The sequence below is a fragment of the Rhizobium skierniewicense genome (assembly GCF_014196515.1).
Taxonomy (GTDB): Bacteria; Pseudomonadota; Alphaproteobacteria; order Rhizobiales; family Rhizobiaceae; genus Agrobacterium; species Agrobacterium skierniewicense.
This window is the reverse complement of record NZ_JACIDV010000009.1, coordinates 179,347-202,689: the sequence shown is the minus strand read 5'-3', so window position 1 is coordinate 202,689 and position 23,343 is coordinate 179,347. Positions and strand designations below refer to the sequence as shown.

At 58.5% G+C, this 23,343-nt stretch carries 26 protein-coding genes and 1 riboswitch; of the genes, 13 read left to right on the top strand and 13 right to left on the bottom strand.

All coding sequences use genetic code 11. The annotated features are described in order from the left end of the window. Nucleotides 1–163: 163 nt before the first annotated feature. Both GGQ73_RS16050 and tam read right to left on the bottom strand, forming a co-directional pair. Nucleotides 164–1,456, bottom strand: coding sequence for a pilus assembly protein TadG-related protein (locus tag GGQ73_RS16050; protein WP_183897162.1), 1,293 nt, complete (start codon nt 1,454–1,456; stop codon nt 164–166). 176 nt (nt 1,457–1,632) lie between these two features. After that, nucleotides 1,633–2,403 carry a trans-aconitate 2-methyltransferase gene (gene tam / locus GGQ73_RS16045; RefSeq protein ID WP_183897161.1) on the bottom strand — a complete coding sequence of 257 codons (771 nt, stop codon included), beginning with the start codon at nt 2,401–2,403 and terminating at the stop codon, nt 1,633–1,635. Between the two features lie 232 nt (nt 2,404–2,635). Here tam and GGQ73_RS16040 point away from each other — a divergent pair, with 232 nt between their 5' ends. After that, entirely contained in the window at nt 2,636–3,523 is an 888-nt protein-coding gene (locus GGQ73_RS16040; protein ID WP_174152372.1) for a branched-chain amino acid aminotransferase, read from the top strand. Between the two features lie 243 nt (nt 3,524–3,766). Here GGQ73_RS16040 and GGQ73_RS16035 read toward each other — a convergent pair whose 3' ends face one another. Then, on the bottom strand, nt 3,767–4,666 hold the full coding sequence (locus tag GGQ73_RS16035; RefSeq protein ID WP_183897160.1) for a LysR family transcriptional regulator ArgP: 900 nt from the start codon (nt 4,664–4,666) through the stop codon (nt 3,767–3,769). Between the two features lie 90 nt (nt 4,667–4,756). Between GGQ73_RS16035 and GGQ73_RS16030 the strand changes: the two genes are divergently transcribed. The 9 genes from GGQ73_RS16030 (at nt 4,757) to GGQ73_RS15990 (ending at nt 11,022) form a co-directional block, all read left to right on the top strand. Next, a complete protein-coding gene (locus tag GGQ73_RS16030; protein ID WP_183897159.1) occupies nt 4,757–5,365 on the top strand; it encodes a LysE/ArgO family amino acid transporter in 609 nt (202 codons plus the stop codon). 70 nt (nt 5,366–5,435) lie between these two features. Further along, a complete protein-coding gene (locus GGQ73_RS16025) occupies nt 5,436–5,990 on the top strand; it encodes a GNAT family N-acetyltransferase (protein ID WP_183897158.1) in 555 nt (184 codons plus the stop codon). 204 nt (nt 5,991–6,194) lie between these two features. Then, nucleotides 6,195–6,797 (top strand): superoxide dismutase, encoded by a 603-nt coding sequence (locus tag GGQ73_RS16020; protein WP_183897157.1) that lies wholly within the window; start codon nt 6,195–6,197, stop codon nt 6,795–6,797. Between the two features lie 94 nt (nt 6,798–6,891). Then, nucleotides 6,892–7,779: a metallophosphoesterase gene (locus tag GGQ73_RS16015; RefSeq protein WP_183897181.1), complete on the top strand. Its 888-nt coding sequence runs from the start codon at nt 6,892–6,894 to the stop codon at nt 7,777–7,779. Between the two features lie 199 nt (nt 7,780–7,978). Further along, on the top strand, nt 7,979–8,410 hold the full coding sequence (locus GGQ73_RS16010) for a c-type cytochrome (RefSeq protein WP_174152377.1): 432 nt from the start codon (nt 7,979–7,981) through the stop codon (nt 8,408–8,410). 68 nt (nt 8,411–8,478) lie between these two features. Beyond that, entirely contained in the window at nt 8,479–9,396 is a 918-nt protein-coding gene (locus GGQ73_RS16005; protein ID WP_183897156.1) for a cytochrome c, read from the top strand. Between the two features lie 29 nt (nt 9,397–9,425). Then, a riboswitch (cobalamin riboswitch) is annotated at nt 9,426–9,632 on the top strand. Nucleotides 9,633–9,781: 149 nt separating this feature from the next. Continuing rightward, nucleotides 9,782–9,964 carry a CbtB domain-containing protein gene (locus GGQ73_RS16000; protein WP_174152379.1) on the top strand — a complete coding sequence of 61 codons (183 nt, stop codon included), beginning with the start codon at nt 9,782–9,784 and terminating at the stop codon, nt 9,962–9,964. A 13-nt stretch (nt 9,965–9,977) separates the two neighbouring features. Next, nucleotides 9,978–10,691: a CbtA family protein gene (locus GGQ73_RS15995; protein WP_183897155.1), complete on the top strand. Its 714-nt coding sequence runs from the start codon at nt 9,978–9,980 to the stop codon at nt 10,689–10,691. Between the two features lies 1 nt (nt 10,692). Beyond that, entirely contained in the window at nt 10,693–11,022 is a 330-nt protein-coding gene (locus tag GGQ73_RS15990; protein ID WP_183897154.1) for a hypothetical protein, read from the top strand. 336 nt (nt 11,023–11,358) lie between these two features. Here the strand turns inward: GGQ73_RS15990 and GGQ73_RS15985 are convergent, their stop codons facing one another. From GGQ73_RS15985 to GGQ73_RS15970, 4 genes are all read right to left on the bottom strand, one after another. After that, nucleotides 11,359–11,655 (bottom strand): hypothetical protein, encoded by a 297-nt coding sequence (locus GGQ73_RS15985; protein ID WP_183897153.1) that lies wholly within the window; start codon nt 11,653–11,655, stop codon nt 11,359–11,361. A gap of 422 nt (nt 11,656–12,077) precedes the next feature. Further along, nucleotides 12,078–12,566 (bottom strand): GNAT family N-acetyltransferase, encoded by a 489-nt coding sequence (locus tag GGQ73_RS15980; protein ID WP_183897152.1) that lies wholly within the window; start codon nt 12,564–12,566, stop codon nt 12,078–12,080. A gap of 272 nt (nt 12,567–12,838) precedes the next feature. Then, a complete protein-coding gene (locus GGQ73_RS15975; RefSeq protein ID WP_183897151.1) occupies nt 12,839–13,399 on the bottom strand; it encodes a TetR/AcrR family transcriptional regulator in 561 nt (186 codons plus the stop codon). Between the two features lie 2 nt (nt 13,400–13,401). After that, the gene (locus GGQ73_RS15970; RefSeq protein ID WP_183897150.1) at nt 13,402–13,866 is read right to left on the bottom strand and encodes a nuclear transport factor 2 family protein; all 465 of its coding nucleotides are present in this window, start codon (nt 13,864–13,866) and stop codon (nt 13,402–13,404) included. 298 nt (nt 13,867–14,164) lie between these two features. Here GGQ73_RS15970 and GGQ73_RS15965 point away from each other — a divergent pair, with 298 nt between their 5' ends. Then, nucleotides 14,165–14,704 carry an AAA family ATPase gene (locus tag GGQ73_RS15965; RefSeq protein WP_183897149.1) on the top strand — a complete coding sequence of 180 codons (540 nt, stop codon included), beginning with the start codon at nt 14,165–14,167 and terminating at the stop codon, nt 14,702–14,704. A gap of 86 nt (nt 14,705–14,790) precedes the next feature. Here the strand turns inward: GGQ73_RS15965 and GGQ73_RS15960 are convergent, their stop codons facing one another. Continuing rightward, nucleotides 14,791–15,204, bottom strand: coding sequence for a MerR family transcriptional regulator (locus GGQ73_RS15960; RefSeq protein ID WP_183897148.1), 414 nt, complete (start codon nt 15,202–15,204; stop codon nt 14,791–14,793). A gap of 134 nt (nt 15,205–15,338) precedes the next feature. On the opposite strand from GGQ73_RS15960, the gene dmeR reads away from it, so the two are divergent. Both dmeR and dmeF read left to right on the top strand, forming a co-directional pair. After that, entirely contained in the window at nt 15,339–15,611 is a 273-nt protein-coding gene (dmeR, locus tag GGQ73_RS15955) for a Ni(II)/Co(II)-sensing transcriptional repressor DmeR (protein WP_174152388.1), read from the top strand. 9 nt (nt 15,612–15,620) lie between these two features. Then, a complete protein-coding gene (dmeF, locus tag GGQ73_RS15950; RefSeq protein ID WP_183897147.1) occupies nt 15,621–16,619 on the top strand; it encodes a CDF family Co(II)/Ni(II) efflux transporter DmeF in 999 nt (332 codons plus the stop codon). Nucleotides 16,620–16,744: 125 nt separating this feature from the next. On the opposite strand, the gene GGQ73_RS15945 is transcribed toward dmeF, so the two are convergent. The 5 genes from GGQ73_RS15945 to GGQ73_RS15925 form a co-directional block, all read right to left on the bottom strand. Beyond that, the gene (locus GGQ73_RS15945; protein WP_183897146.1) at nt 16,745–17,026 is read right to left on the bottom strand and encodes a hypothetical protein; all 282 of its coding nucleotides are present in this window, start codon (nt 17,024–17,026) and stop codon (nt 16,745–16,747) included. A gap of 221 nt (nt 17,027–17,247) precedes the next feature. Beyond that, on the bottom strand, nt 17,248–18,354 hold the full coding sequence (locus tag GGQ73_RS15940; protein WP_183897145.1) for a quaternary amine ABC transporter ATP-binding protein: 1,107 nt from the start codon (nt 18,352–18,354) through the stop codon (nt 17,248–17,250). Further along, on the bottom strand, nt 18,347–19,255 hold the full coding sequence (locus GGQ73_RS15935) for an ABC transporter permease (protein WP_183897144.1): 909 nt from the start codon (nt 19,253–19,255) through the stop codon (nt 18,347–18,349). The genes GGQ73_RS15940 and GGQ73_RS15935 overlap by 8 nt, the downstream gene beginning before the upstream one ends. A 241-nt stretch (nt 19,256–19,496) precedes the next feature. Then, nucleotides 19,497–20,507 (bottom strand): ABC transporter substrate-binding protein, encoded by a 1,011-nt coding sequence (locus GGQ73_RS15930; protein ID WP_183897143.1) that lies wholly within the window; start codon nt 20,505–20,507, stop codon nt 19,497–19,499. A 646-nt stretch (nt 20,508–21,153) separates the two neighbouring features. Next, nucleotides 21,154–23,253, bottom strand: a complete 2,100-nt coding sequence (locus GGQ73_RS15925) for a S9 family peptidase (RefSeq protein WP_183897142.1) — start codon at nt 23,251–23,253, stop codon at nt 21,154–21,156. Between the last annotated feature and the right edge of the window lie 90 nt (nt 23,254–23,343).

Below are 23,343 nucleotides of genomic sequence, written 5' to 3'. Positions count from 1 at the left end.
TTGCGCCATCCAGCTCGCGAAAACACCACCTGAACGAGAAGCCCAAAAACGCAAAAACCCACCGACAAAAATCGGCGGGTTTGTCAGCAGTCTGAATGCGGGCACCAAGGCCCGCATCGTTGTTTCCATTGAATGTTTGCCAGTCAAACCAGCTGTGCTGCTCTCAACTCGTCAAGCGCGGCGAGGTGATGATGCGTTTGAACAGAGCCGCCATGGCATCGCTGATGCCCTCCGTCGGGCTGACTTCGAAATAGAGACCAGGCGTTGCGCATTCCTGCATTCTGGTGCTGATCTGCGATTGGAACGGGCTGATCCAGTCATTGTACCAAGTGTCCTCCGGCAGGGGCAGATAGGTGGTGTAGAGCACCGCGATTCTGTAACCCTTTTCTTTCAGCGCCGTGCAGAACCTGACATCGATCGGCTCCTGGCAGCGCCCATTATTGACCTTCTTGGTACAACTGGACGGCTTGTTGCTGTCACCCACGCCGTCGGATACGAAGAACACGACCTTGTCCGGCGAAGCAGAGCTTGTGCCGTTGCCGACGGTTCCCATACTGTTGCCAAGGTCGGTCAATGTCTTGTCGAAGTCCGTCAACTGACTTTCGGCGTTCTTCTTGGAAAGGGCCGACATCAGGTCAATGGTCGCAGCCTTTTTCTTGGCATTTGCCAGATTGCTCGTCAGCGGCACGACTTCAGTCAGCTTGGCGTCCGGTGCCCTTTCGCCGAATGTATAGACCGCCATGCGATATTGATCGCTTGTCTTGCGCAGCGAGGTTGCCGTGTCCATCAACGCGGCTGTGGCCTGTGCCACCACATTGATGCGGGTGGTCACGCCGAGTTTCCTGGCGAGGTGATAATAGCTGTTCTGGTCATCGACACCATCTGCGCTGACCACGTGACAGGCAAAGGCGCATTTGTCCTTGGTGTTGTCCATCATCGTCTTCACATCCGCCGGGGTCGCACCGACACCCATGGACGGCGTGTTGTCCAGCAGCAGGTAGAAATCACTATAGGTCTCGGTTTCGTACTTTGCCGTCGCCTTGCCGGAAACGGTCACGAAGTCCTTGCCGAGAATGCGGGTCAGCGATGTCTGGACCGTGGCTTCGAAGCTCACAGCTGCCTGGACGCTGTTGCCAACCTTCTCGACATAGACCTTGACGGATTCCACATCAAAATCATCACGACCAACGGCATCGCTTTTGAAAAAGCTGAGAGCATCGGCATTGGCGATTTCGATTCTGCCATTACCTGCCATTTTGCGTGCGGCCTCGACTTCCTTCGATGCTTTCGCCACGGACGCCAGCGCCGCGGCGTCGGCCGCGTTCTGGAGGTCTGCCTTTACCGCCATCGCCTGGTTGATATCGAGCGCAACACCCGCGGTCCCGAAAATCGGGACCACCATGAGAGCGGTCAAAATACCAAAATTACCCGATTTTTCCTGCCAAAAATGTTGCACGTCTTGCCCCAGCAATAGAGTTGCCTTGACTATACAGGGGCAAGATTGAAGACTGGTTTCGACAGATAACTAATATCTGGTGAAGTTATTCCGTCAATCTATTGGAATCGATAGAATATACGGCATCGTTCATGTCGTGCTGGAACGTGCGAAAGATGACCTGCAGGCATCCATTTCTAACGTTTGACGGCGACAATGAACAACCTTGGAAAACGCAGCAGACGCTGTCCGTCTGCCATCGGCGGATAGGCGGCATCGACGCGGGTCAGATAATCGGCCAGAAAAGCCGCACGGTGTTCCTCGCCCGCCGCGTTCAGATAAGGGCGAAGACCCGTGCCCTTGACCCACTCGACAATCGCCTCCGCATTTTTCATGGGGTGGTTGTAGATGCTGTGCCAAACATCCACCCGGGCCGATTTTGGGGAAAGCCTGTCAAAGTAGGTGGCCGGTGAGGGCAGAGGCTGGCGGCGCAGTTTGCTGCCTTCGAATGCTGCTTTCCATGGTCCGGCCGCCCCGGTTTCCTCCATGGCCAAATGCGTCGGTTCGTCCAGATTATCGGGCATCTGTACGGCCAGCACCCCACCCGGCTTGAGGTGATCCATCAGCGCTTCCAGAATGTCGATATGGTCCGGCAGCCATTGGAAGACAGCATTGGCGTAGAAAAGGTCCGCCTTTTGCCGAGGGCGCCAGGTGGCCAGATCAGCCCGCTGAAACTGGGTGTGGGGCAGCCGTAGCCGCGCCTTTTCCAGCATGTCGGCATCGCTGTCGATGCCGGTGATGACATTGACGCCATAGCGCTCCGCCAGAAGCTCGGTGGAATTTCCGGGTCCGCAACCCAGATCGTAACCCGCGGTCAAACGCTCCAGTGGCACCTGCGCCAGCAGATCGCGGGCAGGGCGGGTCCGTTCGTCCTCGAATTTCAGATATTGCTGCGCAGACCAGGCCATATCGCACTCCTTTATCCGGGGCGAATATCGCATGGCGACCAGCCACCATCCAGACGGTCAGCCATCAAAAAATGTGATGCATCCATCGACGCCATTGGCGCATCGCGCAATAAAATCCTTGGAAATGGCTGTCTTCCCGTAACTTTCCATCAAAACCGGAAATGGACGGATTTTGGTCTTGACGTCAAAGGCGCGGCAGCATTCATTCCGGCGATTGCATAAGGAGAATGTCATGTCCGTCGATACAGCACCCCGTTCCCCCACCTGGACCTATGTCGATGGTCAGTGGCTTCCCGGCAACCCGCCGCTGATCGGTCCGACGTCGCATGCCATGTGGCTGGCATCCACGGTGTTCGATGGCGCGCGCTGGTTCAACGGGCTGGCACCGGATCTGGATCAGCACTGCCAGCGCGTCAATCGCTCGGCCGTCAGCATGGGCATGAAACCCACCATGACGCCGGAAGAGATCGAAAAGCTCGCGCTGGAAGGCGTGACGAAATTCGATGGCAAGGTCGCGATCTACATCAAGCCGATGTACTGGGCCGAACACGGCATGCCCGGCAGTATCGTAGCACCTGACGCTGCCTCCACCCGCTTTGCGCTGTGCCTGTTCGAAGCGCCGATGGATGCGGGCGCCCCCGTCACGCTGACCGTCTCGTCTCTTCGCCGCCCGTCGCCGGAAACGGCCATGACCGATGCCAAGGCCGGTAGCCTCTATCCCAACAGCGGACGCGCCATTCTGGAAGCCCGTTCGCGTGGCTTTGGCGGTGCGCTGATGCTGGATATGAACGGCAATGTCGCGGAAACATCATCTGCCAATGTCTTCATGGTCAAGGACGGCGTCGTCTTCACGCCCGTCCCCAACCGCACGTTTCTTGCCGGCATCACCCGCTCCCGCGTCATGGGCCTTTTGCGCCAGGCAGGCTTCGACGTGCGCGAAGCCACGCTTTCGGTCCAGGATTTCCGCGAAGCCGACGAGATTTTCTGCTCGGGCAACTATTCCAAGGTCTCTCCTGTCACCAAGCTGGATGACCGCGAATTGCAGGCCGGTCCCGTCGCGCGCAAGGCGCTGGACCTGTATATGGAATGGTCGGCCTCTGCGAACGTTGAGGCGGAGTGAGGCCGAAGGCGTTGACGTTTGGGCTGGACCCCTCACGTGCGATTTCTAACACTTGAGAACAGCTAAGATTTTGAAATCGCTATATTTCCTGCAAGGGTAGAGTGAGAGCGCCGTGCTCGTGGCGTGTTTACCTCTACCCCTGTGGGAGAGGAGATAAAATCACGATCTTGGCTGAAAGCTAAGTCGTCGATTTTCCAGGTGAGGGGTCGAGCCGCAAACCTGACCCCAACCCACGCCACGAACCTACTGCACCAACACGCCCCGTGCCGCATCCACCACCGCTTGCGTCAACGGCTTCAGCCTGTCGGATGCAAGCCGGTTGACCTGCCAGAACAGCGGGATATCCAACGGCGTTCCCGCCACCAGTTCCACCAAAGCGCCGGATGCCAGGTGGTCCCGCACCAGCAGATCGGGGTTCATGCCCCAGCCCATGCCCAGCAGAGCCGCATCCACGAAACTCTGCGTGGAGGGAAGCCAGTGGGTGGGGTGAACGACGGGCGCACCAAACACTTTTGAGGCCCAGACATGCTGCAGCCGGTCCTTCTGGTTGAAGGTGAGGGCAGGCGCTTGCGAAAGCCGCGCTTCGGTTACGCCACCGGCAAAATGGCGGGTCATGAACGGTTGGCTGGCTGTTGCAAGATATCGCAGCGACCCGAGTGGTGTCACGCGGCATCCCTGGACAGGCTTGTCCAGGCTGGTGACGGCTGCCAGAACCCGTCCACGCTGGAGCCACTCCGCCGTATGGTCCTGATCGTCAACGGCAATGTTCAGCAGATAATCCCGTTCTGTGGCAAAGCTCGACACGGCCTTCAGAAACCACGTGCCGAGGCTGTCTGCATTGGTGGCGATATGAAGGGTGACCCTCTGCCCCGGCTCGCCCGGCGCAATAAGGGCTGGCAACTGGCCGAACAGTTCGGTCTCGAGCATGCCCACATGCTCCATGTGTCGGCAGACCCACTCTCCCTTCTCGGTTGCCGTACAGGGATTGCCACGCAGGATCAGCACCACGCCCAGCCGTTCTTCCAGCTGTTTGACGCGCTGGGAGATCGCAGACGGTGTCACATTCAGCGCGAGAGCCGCCTTTTCGAAGCTGCCGGTCTGTACGACGAGAGAAACAGCGCGAAGGGCTGCGTAATCAAGCATGAAGTTAGCCTACCTTAATCGACATAAGAATCATTAACTGGATTAACCCATGCGAGCCGCCTATTCAAAGCCTGAAACAGGGGCAGGTTTATGGATTTCTCGACGTATGTGACGGGCTTGACGATGGGGCTGACGCTGATTGTTGCCATCGGCGCGCAGAATGCTTTCGTTCTGCGGCAGGGGCTGCGAGGCGAACACGTGGCGGCCGTCGTGCTGACCTGCGCAGTGTCGGACGCCATTCTGATCACCGTCGGCGTGACGGCCTTTCGCCAGATTGCGGCCATCCTGCCTGCGCTGGAACCGGCCATGCGCTATGCCGGTGCGGCCTTCCTGTTCTGGTACGGTGCAAAAAGCCTGAAGTCTGCGCTTGGCCCTGCCAATGCCCTTGTCGCGGCATCCGGCACTGCCGCCTCGCTCGGATCGATCCTTGCCACCTGCCTTGCGCTGACATGGCTCAATCCGCACGTCTATCTCGACACGGTCGTCCTTCTGGGCACCATATCCACACAGTTTCCTGGCTCGGAAACATCGTTCTGGGCCGGTGCGGTCACCGCATCCTTCCTGTTTTTCTTTAGTCTGGGTTACGGCGCGCGCTGGCTACGTCCCATTTTCGCCAATCCGCAAAGTTGGCGGGTGCTGGAAGGCGTCATCGCGCTGACCATGTGGCTCATCGCGATCAAGCTGTTGACGGATGGATGAAGCGTTGATTTCGATTTGAAACGGCGTGTGCAACGTGCACAGTATCGACCAAATTGCTCAGGACATAGACATGCCTTCCCAGACCAGACCCGTCGTTACCATTCGCCCGTGCGCAGAGGGCGATATCGCCGCCATTACTGACATCTACCGCCATGCGGTGGTGCACGGCACGGCCAGCTTCGAAATCGAGCCGCCCTCCGTCGAGACCATGATCGAACGGAGGCGTACATTGATGGCGGGTGGTTTTCCCTATGTGGTGGCGGAAGTGGAAGGCGCCGTCGCTGGTTATGCCTATGCCGGCCCCCACCGCGCACGGCCTGCCTATGGCGCTACCGTCGAGGATTCCATCTATGTCGATCCTGAGCGCAAGGGCCTCGGCATCGGCAAGACGCTGTTGTTGACGCTGATCGAGGAGGCGACGGTGCGCGGTTTTCGCCAGATGGTCGCGGTCGTGGGAGACGCCGACAATGCTGCTTCCATCGGCGTTCACCGCACCGCCGGTTTCGAAATGGTCGGAACCCTGAAATCCGTCGGCTGGAAGCACGGGCGCTGGCTGGATATCGTCCTGATGCAACGCCCGCTGGGTGAGGCGGATACGACGCCGCGTTTCAAGCCAGCAATCTGACGCCCTGACGCGTACCGAACGGATTTTCTTCAAGCGGTACTCCACGGCAGAGGTGCAGCGTGTTCGGCCATGGTTATGAGAGGAATTTTCTCCGTTACCGGAACATTTTGATATTTCACCGGTTGCCTCTGATGACGTCCGCTCTTATGGTCCGCGCACCAGGTTTCTAGGAGCGGTCACGCCGCTGCAACAAGGAGTAACACCATGGCCTTCGAACTTCCCGCACTGCCTTACGATTACGATGCGCTGGCGCCTTATATGTCGCGCGAAACCCTTGAGTTGCACCACGACAAGCACCACAAGGCCTATGTCGACAACGGCAACAAGCTCGCGGCTGAAGCCGGTCTTGCAGATCTTTCGCTGGAAGACGTGGTCAAGAAGTCCTTCGGAACGCATGCTGGCCTGTTCAACAACGCCGCCCAGCATTACAACCACGTCCACTTCTGGAAGTGGATGAAAAAGGATGGCGGCGGCAACAAGCTGCCAGGCAAGCTGGGGCAGGCTTTCGCGTCTGATCTGGGCGGCTACGACAAGTTCAAGACGGATTTCATCGCCGCGGGCACCACGCAGTTCGGCTCCGGCTGGGCATGGCTGTCGGTCAAGGACGGCAAGCTTGAAATTTCCAAGACACCAAATGGCGAAAATCCGCTGGTGCACGGCGCAGAGCCTATTCTGGGCGTCGATGTGTGGGAACACTCCTACTATGTCGACTACAAGAACCTGCGTCCAAAGTACCTCGAAGCTTTCGTCGATAATCTCATCAACTGGGATTACGTTCTGGAGCGCTACGAGGCCGCTTCCAAGTAAGCGTCACGGTCTGAAGAATACGACACACCCGGCCATGCGCCGGGTGTTTTCGTTCTGTCATATGGGTGTCATTCGCCCGGCCTATGCGGTCATCATGACAGACATATCCGCACCCCTTTTCTCCTTCGGCATCGTCGCCGATCCGCAATATGCCGACGTTGCGCCGCGCCCGGACATGGATCGCTACTACGCACAAAGCCCGGGCAAGCTGACTGAAGCGATCGACGTGTTCAACGCCCACGATCTCGCTTTTGTCGTCACTCTGGGCGATATCATCGACCATGGCTGGGACAATTTCGACGCGGTTTTAAGCTGTTATGACAGGCTCAGGCATCGTTCGATTCTTCTGCCCGGAAATCACGATTTCGCGGTGGCGCCCGAGCATTTGACCGAAATCCATAGACGTCTCGCCATGCCGTCTCCCTGGTACGACTTCGCCATCGGCAAAGTCCGTTTCGTGGTGCTGGATGGCAATGATGTCAGCCTGTTTGCCCCGCCCGTGGGCGATCCTCGCCGCGATCTGGCCGAAAAGAGACTGGCCGCTCTGCAAGAGGCTGGTGCCATCAACGCCCACAGGTGGAACGCGTCCTTCAGCGATGGGCAACGGGAGTGGCTTGCCAAAACGCTGGACGCCGCCGATGCGTCGGGAGAGCGGGCCATCCTGTTCTGCCACTATCCGCTCTATCCGCAGGACTCTCACAACATGTGGGATGCCCCGGAAATTCTGGATCTGTTGATGGCGCATCCGAGCGCAAAGGCCTGGTTTTGTGGCCACAATCACAAGGGCAACTATGCGCAACTCGGCCATACGCATTTCGTCAACGTCAAGGGCATGGTGGATACGCAAAGCCAAAACACGTTCGCCATCGCCGATATCTATGAGCATCGCATCGAGATCAAAGGCTTCGGCCGGGAAGAAAGCCGCACATTGGCGCTTTCAGTCTCTGCTGACACAAACCACTCCCTGTTTCGAAGCGGATAAAAGCAGACTGCGGAAGGAGACTTTATATATTTGATTTCGCTCTGGAAATCACCGGAATGTGACTTCTTTTTGCCATGTGGAGCAGGCATCTTCTCTTCGTTCTTAAAACGTGTCCCAAAAGTGTGTCCTGTTTTGCGATAAGGATCAGGGACGATACCAAGCATACACCCCGCCGCTGCGCGGACCCAGGAGAGAGATGATGAAGCTTAGAACCATTGCCGCTTCCATAATGATAGGCTGTCTGTGCGCCGGTGCGGTTTCCGCAGCTGGCGAAGTTGAAAAGCGCGAAGGCCTGATGAAGGGTATCGGCGGCGCCATGGGTGCTCTGGGTGCCATCGCAAAGGGTGAAAAGCCCTATGACGCGGCCACCGTCAAAACCGCTGTGACAACCATCAGCGCCAATGCGAAGGCTTTCCCGGATCAGTTCCCGGCCGGTTCTGAAGGCGGCGCGGCATCTCCTGCGATCTGGCAAAACTTCGCGGACTTCAAGGCGAAGTCCGAAAAGCTCGGCACGGACGCCGACACGGTTCTCGCACAGTTGCCGACCGACCAGGCCAGTGTGGGTGCTGCCTTGAAGACGCTGGGTGCCGATTGCAGCAGCTGTCACCAGGCCTACCGCGTTAAAAAGTAAACTGTGCAGCGGTCCGCCGGTCGTCTGGCGGGCCTTTTCTTGCGATCATTCCATGAACGGAGACGGCAATGGCGTCCATCTGGGCAAAGCTGGCGGGCGGTGCTGTTGTTGCCGGGGCCGCAGGGTTGGGCATCTTCCTGTGGGTCACAGCGCCGGAGCGCCAGTCGCCGAGCCACTGGGCCAATCTGGGCGAACCCAACCTTGCCAATGGTGAAACGCTGTTCTGGGCGGGCGGCTGCGCAAGCTGTCACGCCGCGCCAAATGCCACCGGCGATGCGCTGAAGACGCTGTCCGGCGGCCAGGCGCTGCCAAGCCCCTTCGGCACGTTCCACATGCCCAATATCTCTCCCGATCCGCAGCATGGCATCGGTAGCTGGACCGTCGCGCAGTTCGGTGATGCCATGACGCGCGGTGTCGGCAAGAACGGCGAACATCTCTATCCGTCCTTTCCCTATGCGTCCTATGCGCGGATGACGCCGCCTGACATCAACGACCTCTTCGCGTATCTCAAGACCCTGCCTGCCAGCAGCAATGACGCGCCCGGCCATGACCTGCCGTTCCCCTTCAATATCCGCCTCAGCCTCGGTGGTTGGAAGTTCCTGTATTTCGACAAGGGTCAGCCACGGGTCGAGCTTGCCAATGCAGATGCGGCCGTCGTGCGCGGCCAATATCTGGTGGAAGGCCCCGGCCATTGCGGCGAGTGCCATACCCCGCGCGATGCGCTGGGCGGGTTCGTGAAAGATCAATGGCTGGCGGGTGGCCCCAACCCCGAAGGCGAGGGGCGCATCCCAAATATCACCCCCGGTTCCCAGACCATCGGCGCGTGGACGCAGGCCGATATCGCCAGCTATCTGGAAACGGGCTTCACGCCGGACTTCGACAGCGCCGGTGGCTCCATGGTCAAGGTCCAGCAGAACATGGCGCGGCTTTCGGCCGAAGATCGCAATGCCATCGCCGCCTATCTCAAGGCCGTTCCGTCGCGGTAAATTCCCATTGACTCAAACACCCGCGCGCCGGATAACGGTTGTGTGATGGTCTTTCCGGGTTCGCCCGGAAAGTGAAAAGGGAACACGATAGGGGCCAATGCCTTGATTCGTGGCTGCCCCCGCAACTGTGAGCGGTGAGCGCGAAAACGAAAAGCCACTGGCATGAACGTGTCGGGAAGGTGTTTTCAGCGTTTTGACCCGTGAGCCAGGAGACCTGCCATTGCGTGAAGTGTCGTCAATACCGGCGGGGTGTCCGGGTAAGCACGGTTGGCAGGTCGGTTCGTCCGGCCCTGAAAACCATGTGTCTGTTTTCCCCGTGGTGAATGTTGAAGCGGTCGCGGGCGTTTGATCGCAATAGCGCCCACCCGCACAGGAAAGGGTCACCATGTCTATCCAGCAGAACACGGCTACATCAGCCGTATCAACCAAAACATCGAAGATTGCACAGTCGTTGACAGCCGCAGCTCTTGGCCTGTTCATCGTCGGTTTCGTAGGCTTCTCGCATGTCGAAGCCATGCACAATGCGGCGCATGATACGCGCCACGCCAATGCCTTCCCGTGCCATTGAGGGGAGGAAACCCATGCCATTTTTCCGCAATATCGTGTTCACCGCCATCCTGGTGGGGCTGATTGCAGGTCTTGCCGTCAGCGCCCTGCAGGCTGTCGGCACGACGCCGCTCATCCTTCAGGCCGAAACCTATGAAAATGCCGGTGGCGACGCCGCACCCGCCCATAGCCACGATGCCGCAACGCCTGCGGATCATCACCATGACGCCGAAGCCTGGACGCCAGCCGACGGTTTCGAGCGCAACGCCTATACCCTTGCTGCCAATGTGCTGACAGCCATCGGTTATGCGCTGGTATTGACGGCGCTTATCTCGTTGCGCGGCTCCGAAGGTGGCTGGCGTGAGGGGCTGTTCTGGGGTCTTGCAGGCTTTGCTACAGTGATGCTGGCGCCCATGATTGGCCTGCCGCCGGAACTGCCGGGAAGCCCCGCCGCTCCACTCGAGGCACGGCAGATCTGGTGGATTGCGACCGTTGCGGCAACGGCTGGCGGCATTGCCCTGCTGGCCTTCAAACGCAACGAACCATGGGCCATCATCCTTGCGGTGGCGCTCATCGTTGCGCCGCACATCGTTGGTGCGCCTCTGCCGCCGGAGGGTGAACATGCACTGGCGCCTCTGCCGCTGGAGCGTCGTTTCGTGGTGCTCGCCACCGTCACCAGCTTTGTGTTCTGGCTCATCCTTGGCTCACTCAGCGGCCTGTTCCTCAAGCGCTTCGAGACTGCCCGCTAACATGCCCCAACGTGGTGAAAACGCAGAGGAATGGAGCGATGAACTCGACGCCCTGCGTTTTTCCGTTCCCGGTCATGGCGCGCCCTGCGCCATGCATCGGCTGGCCTTCAGGGCGCTTCTGGCAGAGGAACCGGGCCGGGAGGCCTGCCTCGCATTCTTCGCGGAAAACAGCGACGCCTTCTTGAGCGCCGCCACAGCCAAGATCGCCCGTCTCGCGCTACCCTTCAACCGCAGCCTGCACATCAACAGCCGCGATGTCAGACGCGCAATAGCGGGCGACGTGGTTGAGGGGACCGCCCGCGCGTGCGTCGTGCTGGATCGGCTTCGGTGAGGCCGTCTTCAGCGCCGATAGAATGTGACGTGGCAGAGGACGTCCTCACAGCACACGACAGAATTCGTAGCTCAACCCCCTCTGTCCTCCCGGACATCTCCCCCACAAGGAGGGAGATTGGCTGGGCGCTCGCTCACCCATTCTATCTGGCGCATTTAAGATGTGGAGAGTCAACCGCGAGTCGATCTCCCCACCTGTGGGGGAGATGTCCGGCAGGACAGAGGGGGTAAGCCACACCCACTGCCATATCAACCGGTTCCCCACGCGCACGCTGCCTTGCGGGCCGCATCACCAAGGGACCCGAATCGCAGCCAGAATAACGACATCCATTCGGTTCTATGGCCGCGTCAGATCCCGCTCGACTTTCATCTCGGCCATTCGGTCATCCAGCCTGCGCAGGCGCTCAAGGCTTGGAAGGCCCGGCTCGTGGCGCGTTACCGTGTCCGGAGGCAATAGCGTGTAGGGCTGTGGCTCTTTCCACAGCGGCGGATTGGTCTTGCGCAAATGATGCAGGTAAAGTGCCGCAAAGCCCAGCGCGAAGACGCAGGGCATGTAGATCGCGAGCACCTTCACCTGATCGGACATCATGCGGAAGGTATGTAAGAGATCGGCAAAGAAGCTGTAGGATTCCATCGCATTTCCCCATTGGCCGCGGTGCCCGCGCGAACGATGCGCAGCAACCGGCCATCCTGTCGAAACGGGAGATCGACCACCGGAGGAAACGGACCTCTGGTGGCCGGGGAGTTAGAAAGCCGCCATAGAACGACCGCCCTGACCTTTAGGCTTGCGCCTTGAACATACGTCAGGACCTCCCCAGCCATATGAGAAGCGGAGGAGTTGCATATAGCAACAATAGACCGCCTCAGCCACAAAACTTATGGCTGAGGGGTGTCATCACGGTCGACACCGACCGTCTATGGAGGGGTTTCTATGCCCCAAGACCGGTCCGTTACGTCCGGTTTCGCTGCAACCATAGCGAAAGTTGCGCGATTGGGAAATAGCTAGATTTCGCATGGGGCATGCCACCCGCAGCGGGGCCGCACAGGATTTCGGGTTTACGCCAGTGCCTGCATGAAGCGCATGCCGGTGACGGGACGTGGCACGAAGTCCATGTTTTCGTAGAACTTATGCGCAGCGAAATTGCCGGTGGCTGCACCAACGGACAGGAAGTCGCAGCCGCAGCGCTTGGCCACATCGCGTGCGCGCCCCACCAGATGCTGGCCAGTTCCATGGCCCCGGTGGCCATCACGCACGAACAAATGGTGCAGTTCCATGCCGCGCCTGCCTTCCTGCGCCCGGTAGAGGGGCACGAGAATGGCGTAACCGATGAGCTCGCCCTCGGCCTCGGCCACCAGCGCCGTGATCCAGGGGACATGGCCAAACAGATCGCGTTCCAGCTTCGCAGCCGTAATCGCCGCCGCATCGCCATGATGGCTGGCCAGAAGCGTGATCATCTCGTTCAGTTCAGGCAGATCGGCCTTGCGTGCACCACGAATGGTCACGACGGGCGGTCTGGGCAGTGTCAGAAGGCTGTCTTCATTCATCATCTCGTCCTTCGGGTTCTTGGTGGAGTGCCGTCAGGACGCTTGAGAACAACAAAGCCGCCTGACGGCGGCTCGTTGACAAACTGATCTGTCGAGCCGCCCTTAAAGGAAGGCCCAAAAATACGTGCAGGACATGGGTGCGCGTGCGTTGATCATGGCGCGATTGATGCGCTGGAATGGGAGGCCTGTCAAGATGTATTTGGATCGGGGTGTCTGTCGATGCGCGTATCGGCGCTTGAAGCCGCAGGGCGGATGCCTTGAGCCGGCATTGTTCAGACTGCCGCCAATCGCCCCCGAACCTGCTCTATAGCACGTTGAAAGACGACTGGATCGTCAAACGCGCGCGAAAGAACGATTGCGCCTTGTATGGACAGCACGGCGTCTTCGGCGAGGGTGCGGGCTTGGAGGTCATCCCTGCCTTGCCGCACAAGAGCCGATTGTAGGGCATCGACCCAATGGACGAAATAGCCGCGGATGGCTTGCGAGAAGCGGTCTCGCGTGTTGGAAACAGCCAGGGCACCGACGAGGCAAACGCGGCTCCCGGATCTGAAATAGTCGGTGACGCCATCGAGCATCGCGTCGATGGCGGCGGTTGCATCGCTCGCATCCCGCAATGGGGCATAGATGGCGTTATCGAACCAGTCCTCGATTTCGGCCAGCACAGCCTTCACCATCTCTTCCTTACCCCCGGGAAAGAAGTGGTAGAGGCTGCCCTTGCCAAGGCCCGTCGCCTTGCCGATCAGAGCAAGGCTTGCGCCTTCATAGCCGTATTCGCGAAAGACTTCGGCCAAGGGAGCAATGGTGTCTGATCTTTCTGCGACCATACGTGCCATGTTTACAGACCCAGATCGCTGAGGCCGGGATGATCGTCCGGCCGACGACCGAGCGGCCAATGGAACAGGCGGTCGCTGTCAGCAATCGGCATTTCATTGATGCTCGCATGCCTGTGTGCCATCAGTCCATCCTCTGAAAATTCCCAGTTCTCGTTCCCGTAGGCGCGAAACCAACGCCCGCTGTCATCCACATATTCATAGGCGTAGCGCACTGCAATGCGATTACCGGTGAAGGCCCAAAGTTCCTTGATAAGGCGGTATTCGTGCTCCTTGTTCCACTTGCGTGTGAGGAATGCCAGAGCTTCATCTCGATTTGTCGCAAATTCGACGCGGTTACGCCAACGCGTATCCAGCGTGTAGGCCATGGAGACTTTGGCAGCATCGCGCGTGTTCCAGCCGTCTTCGGCCAAGCGGACTTTTTCGATTGCTGTTTCAAGGGTGAAAGGTGGAAGTGGAGGGCGTGACATAATAACTCCTTGCGTCAATTGTACCGATAGGTAATATATTTACCGATTGGTACAATGCGCGCCGACGTGGTGTATGTCAACCGGTTTTTTTGTTGTCGGCGCGGACGGATGGGCGAACGGCTACGGGTTTGTCACCGGGTGGGAAAGCGCGATCAACTCATGGATGGCATCGATGTTGAGGCTGAGGTTAACGGTGTGGCACACCAAGGCGGGGTGTTACTGGTCGGATTTCTCATAGCGCTGCTGGAGTGACAACCACGGTGCAGCCCTGTTAGGATCGGGAGTCGGGAGCGAAGTTATGGACGACATTGCAGGACGCATTCTCATTCTCTCTGGCCATCCTGGCGCAGGCAAGACCACCATTGCCGAAGCTTTAGCGCTCCTGCCTGGAGTGCCAAAGGTGCATCTGCACTCCGATGACTTGTGGGGTTACATCAAGCAAGGTCGTATTGATCCCTGGCTTCCGGAATCTGCTCGGCAAAATCGGATGATCATGCAGATCGCTGCCGATGTGGCGGGACGCTATGCCAGCCATGGCTATTTCGTTGTACTTGATGGCGTTGTACGGCCAAGCTGGCTACCTGCATTCAAGGCGCTTGGCGTGCCGCTTCATTACCTTGTACTGCGCACGACTGTCGCTGAAGCAGTCGAGCGATGTGCTGCTCGCGGGGGCGATAGCCTCGGCGATCCGAAGGTGGTTGCACATCTTCATGCGGAGTTCTCCGATTTGGGGCCATACGAACCGCATGTGCTATCAGTCGGTGGACAAAATCGTCAGGAGACACTTCGAGCAGTGGTCTGGGGCCTGAAGTCGAACCTATACCGTGTTGTCACGTAAGGAGCCTCGGGGGGGGCATCGCTGAATTTGGACCCAGCCATCATTCAGGTTATCATGGGCATCGCTCGGGCCGTCGATCCGCGCCCTCAATGCTCATGCGCACACAGATCATGGTTCGATAGCGCTCGAATAACATAGCAGTCCTCGATCGAATGACCGTCGCAGTGGGAGACGATGCGTTCCAGTTCGTGCTCCAGCTTTTTGAGCTTGGCGATCTTTTCGCGGACGGTTGTCAGGTGGTCGGCGGCGATGCGGTCTGCGCCGGCGCAGGGCATTTCGCGGTGCTGGCTGAGCGCGATCAACTCGCGGATGGCATCGATGTTGAGGCCGAGGTCGCGCGCGTGGCGCACGAAGGCGAGGCGTTCCAGATCGGATTTTTCGTAACGGCGCTGGTTGCCTTCCGAGCGTTCTGCCGCCCGCAACAGCCCCATCTGCTCGTAATAGCGAATGGTCGGCACCTTCACGCCGGTATTTCGCGACAGATCGCCAATCGAATACATGATCTCTCTCCTTATCTATAGCTTCTAGAGATATAGATAATTTCAGCAAGGGTGACAAGGCGACGTGTGAGGGTGCTTGCGCAGATGGTGAGATCCTTATAGGATACCCCCCTATACTATCTTGAAAGAACCCCATGTCACACACGACCGAGAACAAGGACAAGCTCGTTGCGCGCATTCGTCGCCTCAAGGGGCAGATGGAGGCGGTGGAGCGCGCGCTGGAAGGCGGCAAGCCGTGCGGAGAGGTGCTGCAATTGCTGGCATCCGTGCGCGGTGCGCTATCAGGATTGACAGGCGAGGTGATGCTGGAGCACCTGCATGAGCATGTCCTGCATGCGCAAGATGACGAGGAGCGTGCCCGCGCCACGGAAGAGTTGGCGCAGGTTCTGAAAACCTACATTCGATAGAGGCGCGCCATGACGGTAACGACTGATCACTCCCATCCCCATGCTCATGCACACGGCACGCACGGCCACGTCTTTCTGGGTGAGGACCATGCGCGCAACGAACGCCGGGTCTGGGCGGTCATCGCGCTTACGACGGTGATGATGGTAGCGGAAATCGCGGCGGGAAGCTGGTTCGGCTCCATGGCGTTGACGGCGGATGGCTGGCATATGGCGACCCATGCCGGTGCGATGCTGATTTCGGCGCTCGCCTATCTCTATGCCCGTCGCCAGATCAAGAATGCCCGTTTCACCTTCGGCACCGGCAAGTTCGGTGATCTCGCGGGTTTCGCCAGCGCCGTCGTGCTGGGCGTCGCCGCACTGATGATTGCCTGGGAAAGCCTGTTGCGTTTCTTTACGCCCGTGGACATCGATTTCAATCAGGCGATTGCCGTTGCAGCCATCGGTCTCGTCGTCAATATCGTCAGCGCATGGCTGCTGAAGGATGACGACCATCATCACGACCATGGGCACGGCCATGGGCATACGCATGGCAGTCACGCCCATCATGGCCATCACGCTCACCACGAAAGCCATGGCAGCAAGGACAACAATCTGCGCTCGGCCTACCTGCATGTGCTGGCCGATGCGCTGACATCGGTTCTCGCCATTGTTGCGCTGTTCCTGGGCAAATGGAACGGCTGGACGTTTCTCGATCCGGCCATGGGCATCGTCGGCGGCATCGTCATTGCCCGCTGGTCCTGGGGGCTGTTGCGGTCAACGGGGGCGGTGCTGGTGGATGCGGTTCCGCGCGCTGGCGATCTGTCGACGCAAATTCGCAGCAGGCTGGAAACGGCGGAGGAGCGGATTACCGATCTGCATGTCTGGCAGGTGGGGCCGGGGCATCATGCGGCCATCGTTGCCATCCGGTCACCGTCTCCGCAAGCGCCATCCTTCTATCGACAGAAGCTGGAAGCGATTGGGGAATTGTCGCACATCACCGTGGAAATCAACGCGGCTCATCCGGGATGAGGCAAGAGGGGCGGGGCGTTCTGAAGAGTGAAGGCCCGATAAAGACGGACTGCGCCGCTCGTTAATCCGGTGTTAACGATAAATCTGTCATCTGACCACGCCTTGTCAAAAGGCGCGATGATTTTTCAATGTTCGGTATAGGCCTGACGGAGCCACACGGATTCGACTTGAGACATAGGCTGAGCAGCGCTGCTCTGGGAGGCGGCGTCATTGGCTGCGGCTTCGTTGTTCACGGTCCACAGAACGTTGGCAAGCGATGTCGCCTCCAGCGCGTTGACGAAGGATATCTTGCTGCCGCTCCGCGTCGCCTGCTGATGTTCTGGTGCAACGGTCTCGGTCGATCGCTTTTCAATGTGCTGCGACCGGGGATGATGCGCCGATCCGCCGATATTGTTATCGATATTCATAGCAAGCCTCTCTCTGCCTGATTAACGAAGTATTAATGGCTGAAGCTTGCGCGAGGCTTGCGTCGTCGCACTCGGCTGTGTGTTGAGTGCTTGACAGGTCTGAAAGTGGTGCTTCGTTTTTGCATTTTTGGGGCTTGCAAAATGGGAAAAGGCCAGCTTTTGACGATTCCCTTTCCAGGCAGGATGCCCTCCGCAACGTCAGTCGCGAAGGGCCAGGAGAATCAGGCGATGCGCTTTTCCGGCGCAGGCGCAGGCTCCGTTGCCACCGCTTGCGGCGGGGTTGCTTCATCCAGTGCCTCGTCATCCTGCGTGGCAGGCGTCACCATGGCGGCCATCAGCGTCTCGATGCCGATGCTGCCCACCGTCTTGCCGTCCTCGTCCACCACCTGCGCGGTGGTTTCATTGGCGTCGGTCATATCACGGGCGATGTTTTCCAGCGTGTCGGTCTCCAGAACCGAAATCGTTTCCTGCGCTGGGATGGCCGGTTCCATGACCGTCGTTGCCTGAAGCACGCGTCCGCGGTTTACGTCCCGCACGAAGTCGCTGACATAGTCATTGGCCGGGTGCTGGATGATGCTCTGCCCGTCGCCCTGCTGGACCATTTCGCCATCCTTGAGGATTGCGATATGGTCACCCAGCCGCAAGGCCTCGTCCAGATCGTGCGTGATGAAAACCACGGTCTTCTGCAACTCCTGCTGAAGATCGAGCAGCATCGTCTGCATATCGACGCGGATCAACGGGTCGAGCGCGGAATAGGCCTCATCCATCAACAGAATGTCGGCATCGTTGGTCAGTGCGCGGGCAAGGCCCACCCGCTGCTGCATACCACCGGACAGCTGGTTGGGATAGTTGTCCTCGTAACCATCGAGGCCCACACGGTTCAGCCAGTACCGACCCTTTTCAAGGCTGTCCTTGCGCGACACGCCCTGAATATCGAGACCGTAGACGCTGTTTTCCAGCACGGTCCGGTGCGGCAAAAGACCGAACTTCTGGAATACCATGGCGGTCCTGTGGCGACGGAAATCGCGCAGGCTGGAACTGCCCATGGAGCAGATGTCCTGTCCGTCATAGAGCACTTCGCCAGCACTCGGCTCGATCAGCCGGTTGATGTGGCGGATGAGCGTGGACTTGCCAGAGCCCGAGAGGCCCATGACGACGGTGATCTTGCCGCCGGGCATGGTGATGTTGATGTCGTTGAGACCCAGCACATGGTTGTGCCTGTCGTTCAGTTCGGTCTTGCTCAAGCCGTTCTTAACGGCATCGAGATGTCTCTCGGGGTGCTTGCCGAAGATCTTGTAAAGATTCCGGATTTCGATGTCCTTAGCCATGTTGCACCTCGCGATATTTCTGCAAACGCTTGCCGAAGGCCTGGCTGGCACGGTCGAACATGATGGCGATGGCCACCAGTGCGAAGCCGTTCAGGAAGCCGATTGTGAAGAACTGGTTGTTGATGGCCTGAAGCACGTTCTTGCCCAAGCCGCCGACGCCGACCATGGATGCGACCACGACCATGGCGAGCGACATCATGATGGTCTGGTTGATGCCGGTCATGATGGTGGGCAACGCCAATGGCAGTTGCACATTGAACAGCTTCTGGGTGTTGGAAGACCCGAAGGCATCAGCCGCCTCCAGCGTTTCCCGGTCCACCATGCGAATGCCCAGGTTGGTCAGGCGAATCATCGGCGGTATCGCATAGATGACGACAGCGATCAGGCCCGGCACCTTGCCGATACCGAAGATGACGACCACGGGGATGAGGTAGACGAAGCTCGGCATCGTCTGCATCACGTCCAGCGTGGGGTTGATGAAGCGCTGAAGCCTCTCGGACCGCGCCATGAGAATGCCCAGCGGCAGACCGATGGCGACGGCAATCAGCGTCGCGATTGCCACGATGGACAGCGTCGTCATGGCATCCCGCCAGAGGCCAACCGCGCCGATCAGGCACAGCGAAACAGCGGTACCGAGCGTGATGCGGAAGCTGCGTCCGGCCAGATGCACCATGGCCAGCAGGCCGAGAAAGATGATGATCCACGGCGTCTGCGTGAAGAAGCGTTCGGACGAATTCAGAAACAGTTGCAGCGGGTGCACGATCGTGTCGATGACATCGCCGTAGCTGCGAACGATGTCGCGAAACCCGTCATCGATTGTCTTGCGGGCCACGCGCATGGTGCTGTTGCCAATTTCTGGAAATTTGCACAGCATATCCGGCAGAAGATTACAGAGGGCCATTATTGTTGTTTTCCCTTAGTTTTGTTGGAGGGGCTTATGGGTGCGGAAGACCCCCTCTGCCTGCCGGCATCTCCCCCACAAGGGGGGAGAACGCTAGCAGCACGCGCCTTCTTCAATCTCGACGGTGGAGATAGGCAAGATGTCGTGGCGAATTTTCTCCCCCCTTGTGGGGGAGATGCCGGCAGGCAGAGGGGGATTGGCGCGCATGACCGAACGGCCATGCACGCCAATCACACTCACATCAGATCGAAGCCTTGATCTTTTCAGCCACCTCGGGCGAAACCCACTTGGTCCAGATGTCCTCGTGGTTTTCGAGGAAATAAGCTGCACCGTCTTCATTGGTGCCCTGGTTTTCGTCCATCCAGGCCAAAATCTTGGCCAGGGTTTCGTTATCCCACTGGCGCTTCTTGACGTATTCGGCAGATGGCCCAGCCTTTTCGGCAAACTCCTTGGTCACGACGGTAAAGACGTCAGCGACGGGGTAGGCGTTCGGTTTGGGATCGGCGCAATCGGCCTTGGCGATGCAGTTGTCATAGGCTTCGCGGTCGAGCGGCACGCCGTCGTCCAGCTTGACCATGTCGTATTTGCCCATGATCGCGGTTGGTGCCCAGTAATAGCCCAGCCACCCCTGCTTCTTCTCATAGGCGTTGGAAATGGAGCCATCGAGGCCAGCGGCGGAGCCGGTGTCGACCAGGGTGAAACCCTTTTCACCCGCCTTTCGCGCCTTGAACAGATTGGCGGTGGTTGGCTGGCAACCCCAGCCGGGTGGGCAACCGAAGACGGCACCCTTGCTGGCATCTTCCGGAGCGGGGAACAGTTCTGGGTGCTTGAGCGCATCTTCAACCGTCTTGATGTCGGGATGTGCGTCGGCGAGATATTTTGGTATCCACCAACCTTCGATACCGCCGTCGCTCAGAATTTTGACGTCCTGAATGAGGTTGCCGGATTTGACGGCTTCCTCGTAAGGGGTGCCCAGCGTATTCACCCACATTTCAGGCGCCATATCCGGCTGTCCCTTCTCGTTCATGGAGGTGAAGGTCGGCGTGGTGTCGCCGGTCACGATATCGACCGTGCAGTCATAGCCGTTTTCCATGATGAACTTGTCGACATAAGCCGCAACGCCAGCGGATGCCCAGTTCATTTCTGCGATGGAGATATTGCCGCAGTCTTCAGCGGCATTGGCGGAGCTTGCAGCAGCGGCGGCAAGGATGAAGCCCGTGACAAGAATGGTCGAGGCGAGGAGTTTCTTCATGTGTAAGACCCCCAAGTCTAATGCAGTGTTTATGTGAGGCATACCGGGGCACTGCAAAGCCCGGCCTGCCAAAAGCGTCGGCGCAACGATGTCGCTGCCGGAACGCAAAGCTAAGGCCACGGAGCGTGGATTTCGCGAGCAAGCTTGCGAAGGCTCCATGTCGAATGACACGCGCGGAAAGACGAACGAGAAGCCGTCAAAGAAAAGCCGCTACGGAGCGACGAAGAGTGCCACGATCACAGCGGCGGAAAAGCGCATAAATATGTCAACGCCTTCTATAATACGGCGAGAAGATGATATTGCAACGCAAAATGTGGCAATGCAGCCATGCGCGGATATCCGGAACCATCTCTGGTTTCACATAATACTTCCATGATTGATTTTTTGACTTGATGATATCAAGAATTTTTCATGTAAAAAATGTTAATTCAGATATATTCGAATATATATTCAGATAAATTGAAGTCACGATTTTTTGTGGAAAAAAATCTCACAAAAGGCATTTCGGAAGGTATTTTCCTCCGATTTCCATCGAGTTCGTCATCCTCGGGCTTGTCCCGAGGATCTAATCCCACTTCTGCGCATGCAACGTCGCAGATGCCCGGGACAAGCCCGAGCATGACGACGAGGAAACGTTTGCCGACCTTTAAACAGCAGCCTTGGCCGCTACCTTCAACGCAAACGCATACTCAAAGGCGATCTCTTCCAGCCGCTGGAAGCGACCGGACTTTCCGCCATGGCCCGCCGCCATGTTGGTTTTCAACAGGATTGGCGCGTCACCCGTTGTATGCTCCCGCAGTTTCGCCACCCATTTTGTCGGCTCCCAGTAGGTCACACGCGGGTCGGTCAGGCCGGAAATGGCGAGCATCGGCGGGTAGGACTTCGCCGTCACGTTGTCGTACGGGCTGTAGGCGGCGATCCACTGGTATTCCTCTTCCGACTCCAGCGGGTTGCCCCATTCGGGCCATTCAGGCGGCGTCAACGGCAGGGTATCGTCCAGCATGGTCGTCAGCACGTCCACGAAGGGAACGGCGGCGATGATGCCTGCGAACTTCTCAGGCGCCATATTGGCGACAGCACCCATCAGCATGCCACCGGCAGACCCACCTTCGGCAATGATGCCGGAATAGGAGGTGAAGCCCTCCTGCACCAGATGGTCAGCTGCGGCGATGAAGTCCTTGAACGTGTTCTGCTTGTGCTCCATCTTGCCGGTTTCGTACCATTCGAAACCCTTGTCCTTGCCGCCTCTGATATGAGCCACGGCATAGACAAAGCCGCGATCGGCCAGCGACAGATTGTTGGTGCTGAAAGATGCCGGAATGGAGATGCCGTAGGCGCCGTAACCGTAGAGAAGACAAGGAGCAGACCCATCCAGCGCCACGTCCTTGCGGTAGAGCAGGGACACCGGCACCAACGCGCCATCATGCGATGTCGCCATGATGCGACGGGTAACGTAATCATCAGGGTTATGGCCTGACGGTACTTCCTGCGTCTTGAGCAGTGTCCGCTCGCGCGTCACCATGTCGTAGTCGAACAGCTGGCTTGGCGTCGTCATCGAGGAGTAGCTGAAGCGGATAACGTTGGTGTCGTATTCGGCAGCACCATGCAGACCCAGCGAATAGGCTTCTTCGTCAAAGGCGACGCTGTGTTCCTCACCGCTCATACGGTCACGGATGACAATGCGCGGCAGGCCATCGCGGCGCTCCAGCCAGATCAGGTGACGGGCATAGGCATCGATATCGAGAATGAGACGGCCCGGCTCGTGCGGCACGACCTCCGTCCAGTTTTCCTTGCCCGGTGCCGTTACCGGCGTCTGGCAAATCCGGAAATCCTTGGCGTCGCCGTCATTGGTCAGAATGTAGAAGACGTCGCCGCCCTCGCACAGCGAATATTCGATGCCTTCCTCACGCTCCGCCACGATCTGTGGTTCTGCCATCAAATCCTTTGTGGAGAGAATGCGGTATTCGCTGGTTTCGTGGTCGTGGATATCGATGAAAATAAAATCATCGAGAACCGACGCGCCCACGCCCATGAAGAAGCCAGGGTCCTTTTCCTCATAAACCAGCCGGTCGGAGGACTGCGGCTGCCCGATAATATGGTGGAAGACCTTGGAGGGGCGGTGGTTTTCGTCCTGGAGCGAATAGAAAAAGCTCTTGCCATCCGGCGCCCATGCGCCACCACCGGCGGTGTTTTCGATCACGTCTGCCAGATCGACGCCGCTTTCCAGTTCGCGAACCCGCAGCGTGTAATATTCCGAACCCTTGTCGTCATAACCCCAGATGCCGCGACTGTGATCGGATGTCTGGTCGAGGCCGGCGAGACGGAAATAATCCTTGCCTTCGGCTTCCTTGTCACCATCCAGCAGGACGTGCTTCTCGCCGCCGCCGCGTGGCGTACGGAAATAATGCGGCTGCTCCCCACCCGTCACGAACAGCGTGCCGTAGGCATAGGGACCGTCATTGACCGGCACCGAGGAATCATCCTGCTTGATGCGGCCCTTCATCTCTTCGAACAGCTTTTCCTGCAATAGCTTGGTATCAGCCATAGCCGCTTCCATATAAGCGTTTTCCGCTTCCAGATGGGTGCGAATGGCGGGGTCCAGGAGCGTCGGATCCTTGAACATCGCCTGCCAGTTATCTGCCCGGAACCACGCATAATCATCCGTGCGGGTCACGCCGTGATGGGTGTCGGTTACCGGCTTCTTTTCTGCAACGGGGGCTGCAGGCAGGTTTTTGAAAATGGACAAGAGGTACTCGCTTTCATGGGAAATCGGTCTGCGTGTGCACGAAGATGTAGAGCGCGGATACAGGTCTATCAAGGAGGAAAACTTATTCGG

Bases quoted from the DNA above. Each gene is read 5' to 3' on its own strand.
- GGQ73_RS15945 (WP_183897146.1), bottom strand. From the start codon at position 17,026: ATGAATATCGATAACAATATCGGCGGATCGGCGCATCATCCCCGGTCG.
- GGQ73_RS15965 (WP_183897149.1), top strand. From the start codon at position 14,165: ATGGACGACATTGCAGGACGCATTCTCATTCTCTCTGGCCATCCTGGC.
- GGQ73_RS15970 (WP_183897150.1), bottom strand. From the start codon at position 13,866: ATGTCACGCCCTCCACTTCCACCTTTCACCCTTGAAACAGCAATCGAA.
- GGQ73_RS15940 (WP_183897145.1), bottom strand. From the start codon at position 18,354: ATGGCTAAGGACATCGAAATCCGGAATCTTTACAAGATCTTCGGCAAG.
- GGQ73_RS15975 (WP_183897151.1), bottom strand. From the start codon at position 13,399: ATGGCACGTATGGTCGCAGAAAGATCAGACACCATTGCTCCCTTGGCC.
- GGQ73_RS15980 (WP_183897152.1), bottom strand. From the start codon at position 12,566: ATGAATGAAGACAGCCTTCTGACACTGCCCAGACCGCCCGTCGTGACC.
- GGQ73_RS15930 (WP_183897143.1), bottom strand. From the start codon at position 20,507: ATGAAGAAACTCCTCGCCTCGACCATTCTTGTCACGGGCTTCATCCTT.
- GGQ73_RS16000 (WP_174152379.1), top strand. From the start codon at position 9,782: ATGTCTATCCAGCAGAACACGGCTACATCAGCCGTATCAACCAAAACA.
- dmeR (WP_174152388.1), top strand. From the start codon at position 15,339: ATGTCACACACGACCGAGAACAAGGACAAGCTCGTTGCGCGCATTCGT.
- GGQ73_RS15995 (WP_183897155.1), top strand. From the start codon at position 9,978: ATGCCATTTTTCCGCAATATCGTGTTCACCGCCATCCTGGTGGGGCTG.
- GGQ73_RS16040 (WP_174152372.1), top strand. From the start codon at position 2,636: ATGTCCGTCGATACAGCACCCCGTTCCCCCACCTGGACCTATGTCGAT.
- GGQ73_RS16025 (WP_183897158.1), top strand. From the start codon at position 5,436: ATGCCTTCCCAGACCAGACCCGTCGTTACCATTCGCCCGTGCGCAGAG.
- GGQ73_RS15985 (WP_183897153.1), bottom strand. From the start codon at position 11,655: ATGGAATCCTACAGCTTCTTTGCCGATCTCTTACATACCTTCCGCATG.
- tam (WP_183897161.1), bottom strand. From the start codon at position 2,403: ATGGCCTGGTCTGCGCAGCAATATCTGAAATTCGAGGACGAACGGACC.
- GGQ73_RS15960 (WP_183897148.1), bottom strand. From the start codon at position 15,204: ATGTATTCGATTGGCGATCTGTCGCGAAATACCGGCGTGAAGGTGCCG.
- GGQ73_RS16030 (WP_183897159.1), top strand. From the start codon at position 4,757: ATGGATTTCTCGACGTATGTGACGGGCTTGACGATGGGGCTGACGCTG.
- GGQ73_RS15935 (WP_183897144.1), bottom strand. From the start codon at position 19,255: ATGGCCCTCTGTAATCTTCTGCCGGATATGCTGTGCAAATTTCCAGAA.
- GGQ73_RS16020 (WP_183897157.1), top strand. From the start codon at position 6,195: ATGGCCTTCGAACTTCCCGCACTGCCTTACGATTACGATGCGCTGGCG.
- GGQ73_RS16010 (WP_174152377.1), top strand. From the start codon at position 7,979: ATGAAGCTTAGAACCATTGCCGCTTCCATAATGATAGGCTGTCTGTGC.
- GGQ73_RS16035 (WP_183897160.1), bottom strand. From the start codon at position 4,666: ATGCTTGATTACGCAGCCCTTCGCGCTGTTTCTCTCGTCGTACAGACC.
- GGQ73_RS16015 (WP_183897181.1), top strand. From the start codon at position 6,892: ATGACAGACATATCCGCACCCCTTTTCTCCTTCGGCATCGTCGCCGAT.
- dmeF (WP_183897147.1), top strand. From the start codon at position 15,621: ATGACGGTAACGACTGATCACTCCCATCCCCATGCTCATGCACACGGC.
- GGQ73_RS15990 (WP_183897154.1), top strand. From the start codon at position 10,693: ATGCCCCAACGTGGTGAAAACGCAGAGGAATGGAGCGATGAACTCGAC.
- GGQ73_RS16005 (WP_183897156.1), top strand. From the start codon at position 8,479: ATGGCGTCCATCTGGGCAAAGCTGGCGGGCGGTGCTGTTGTTGCCGGG.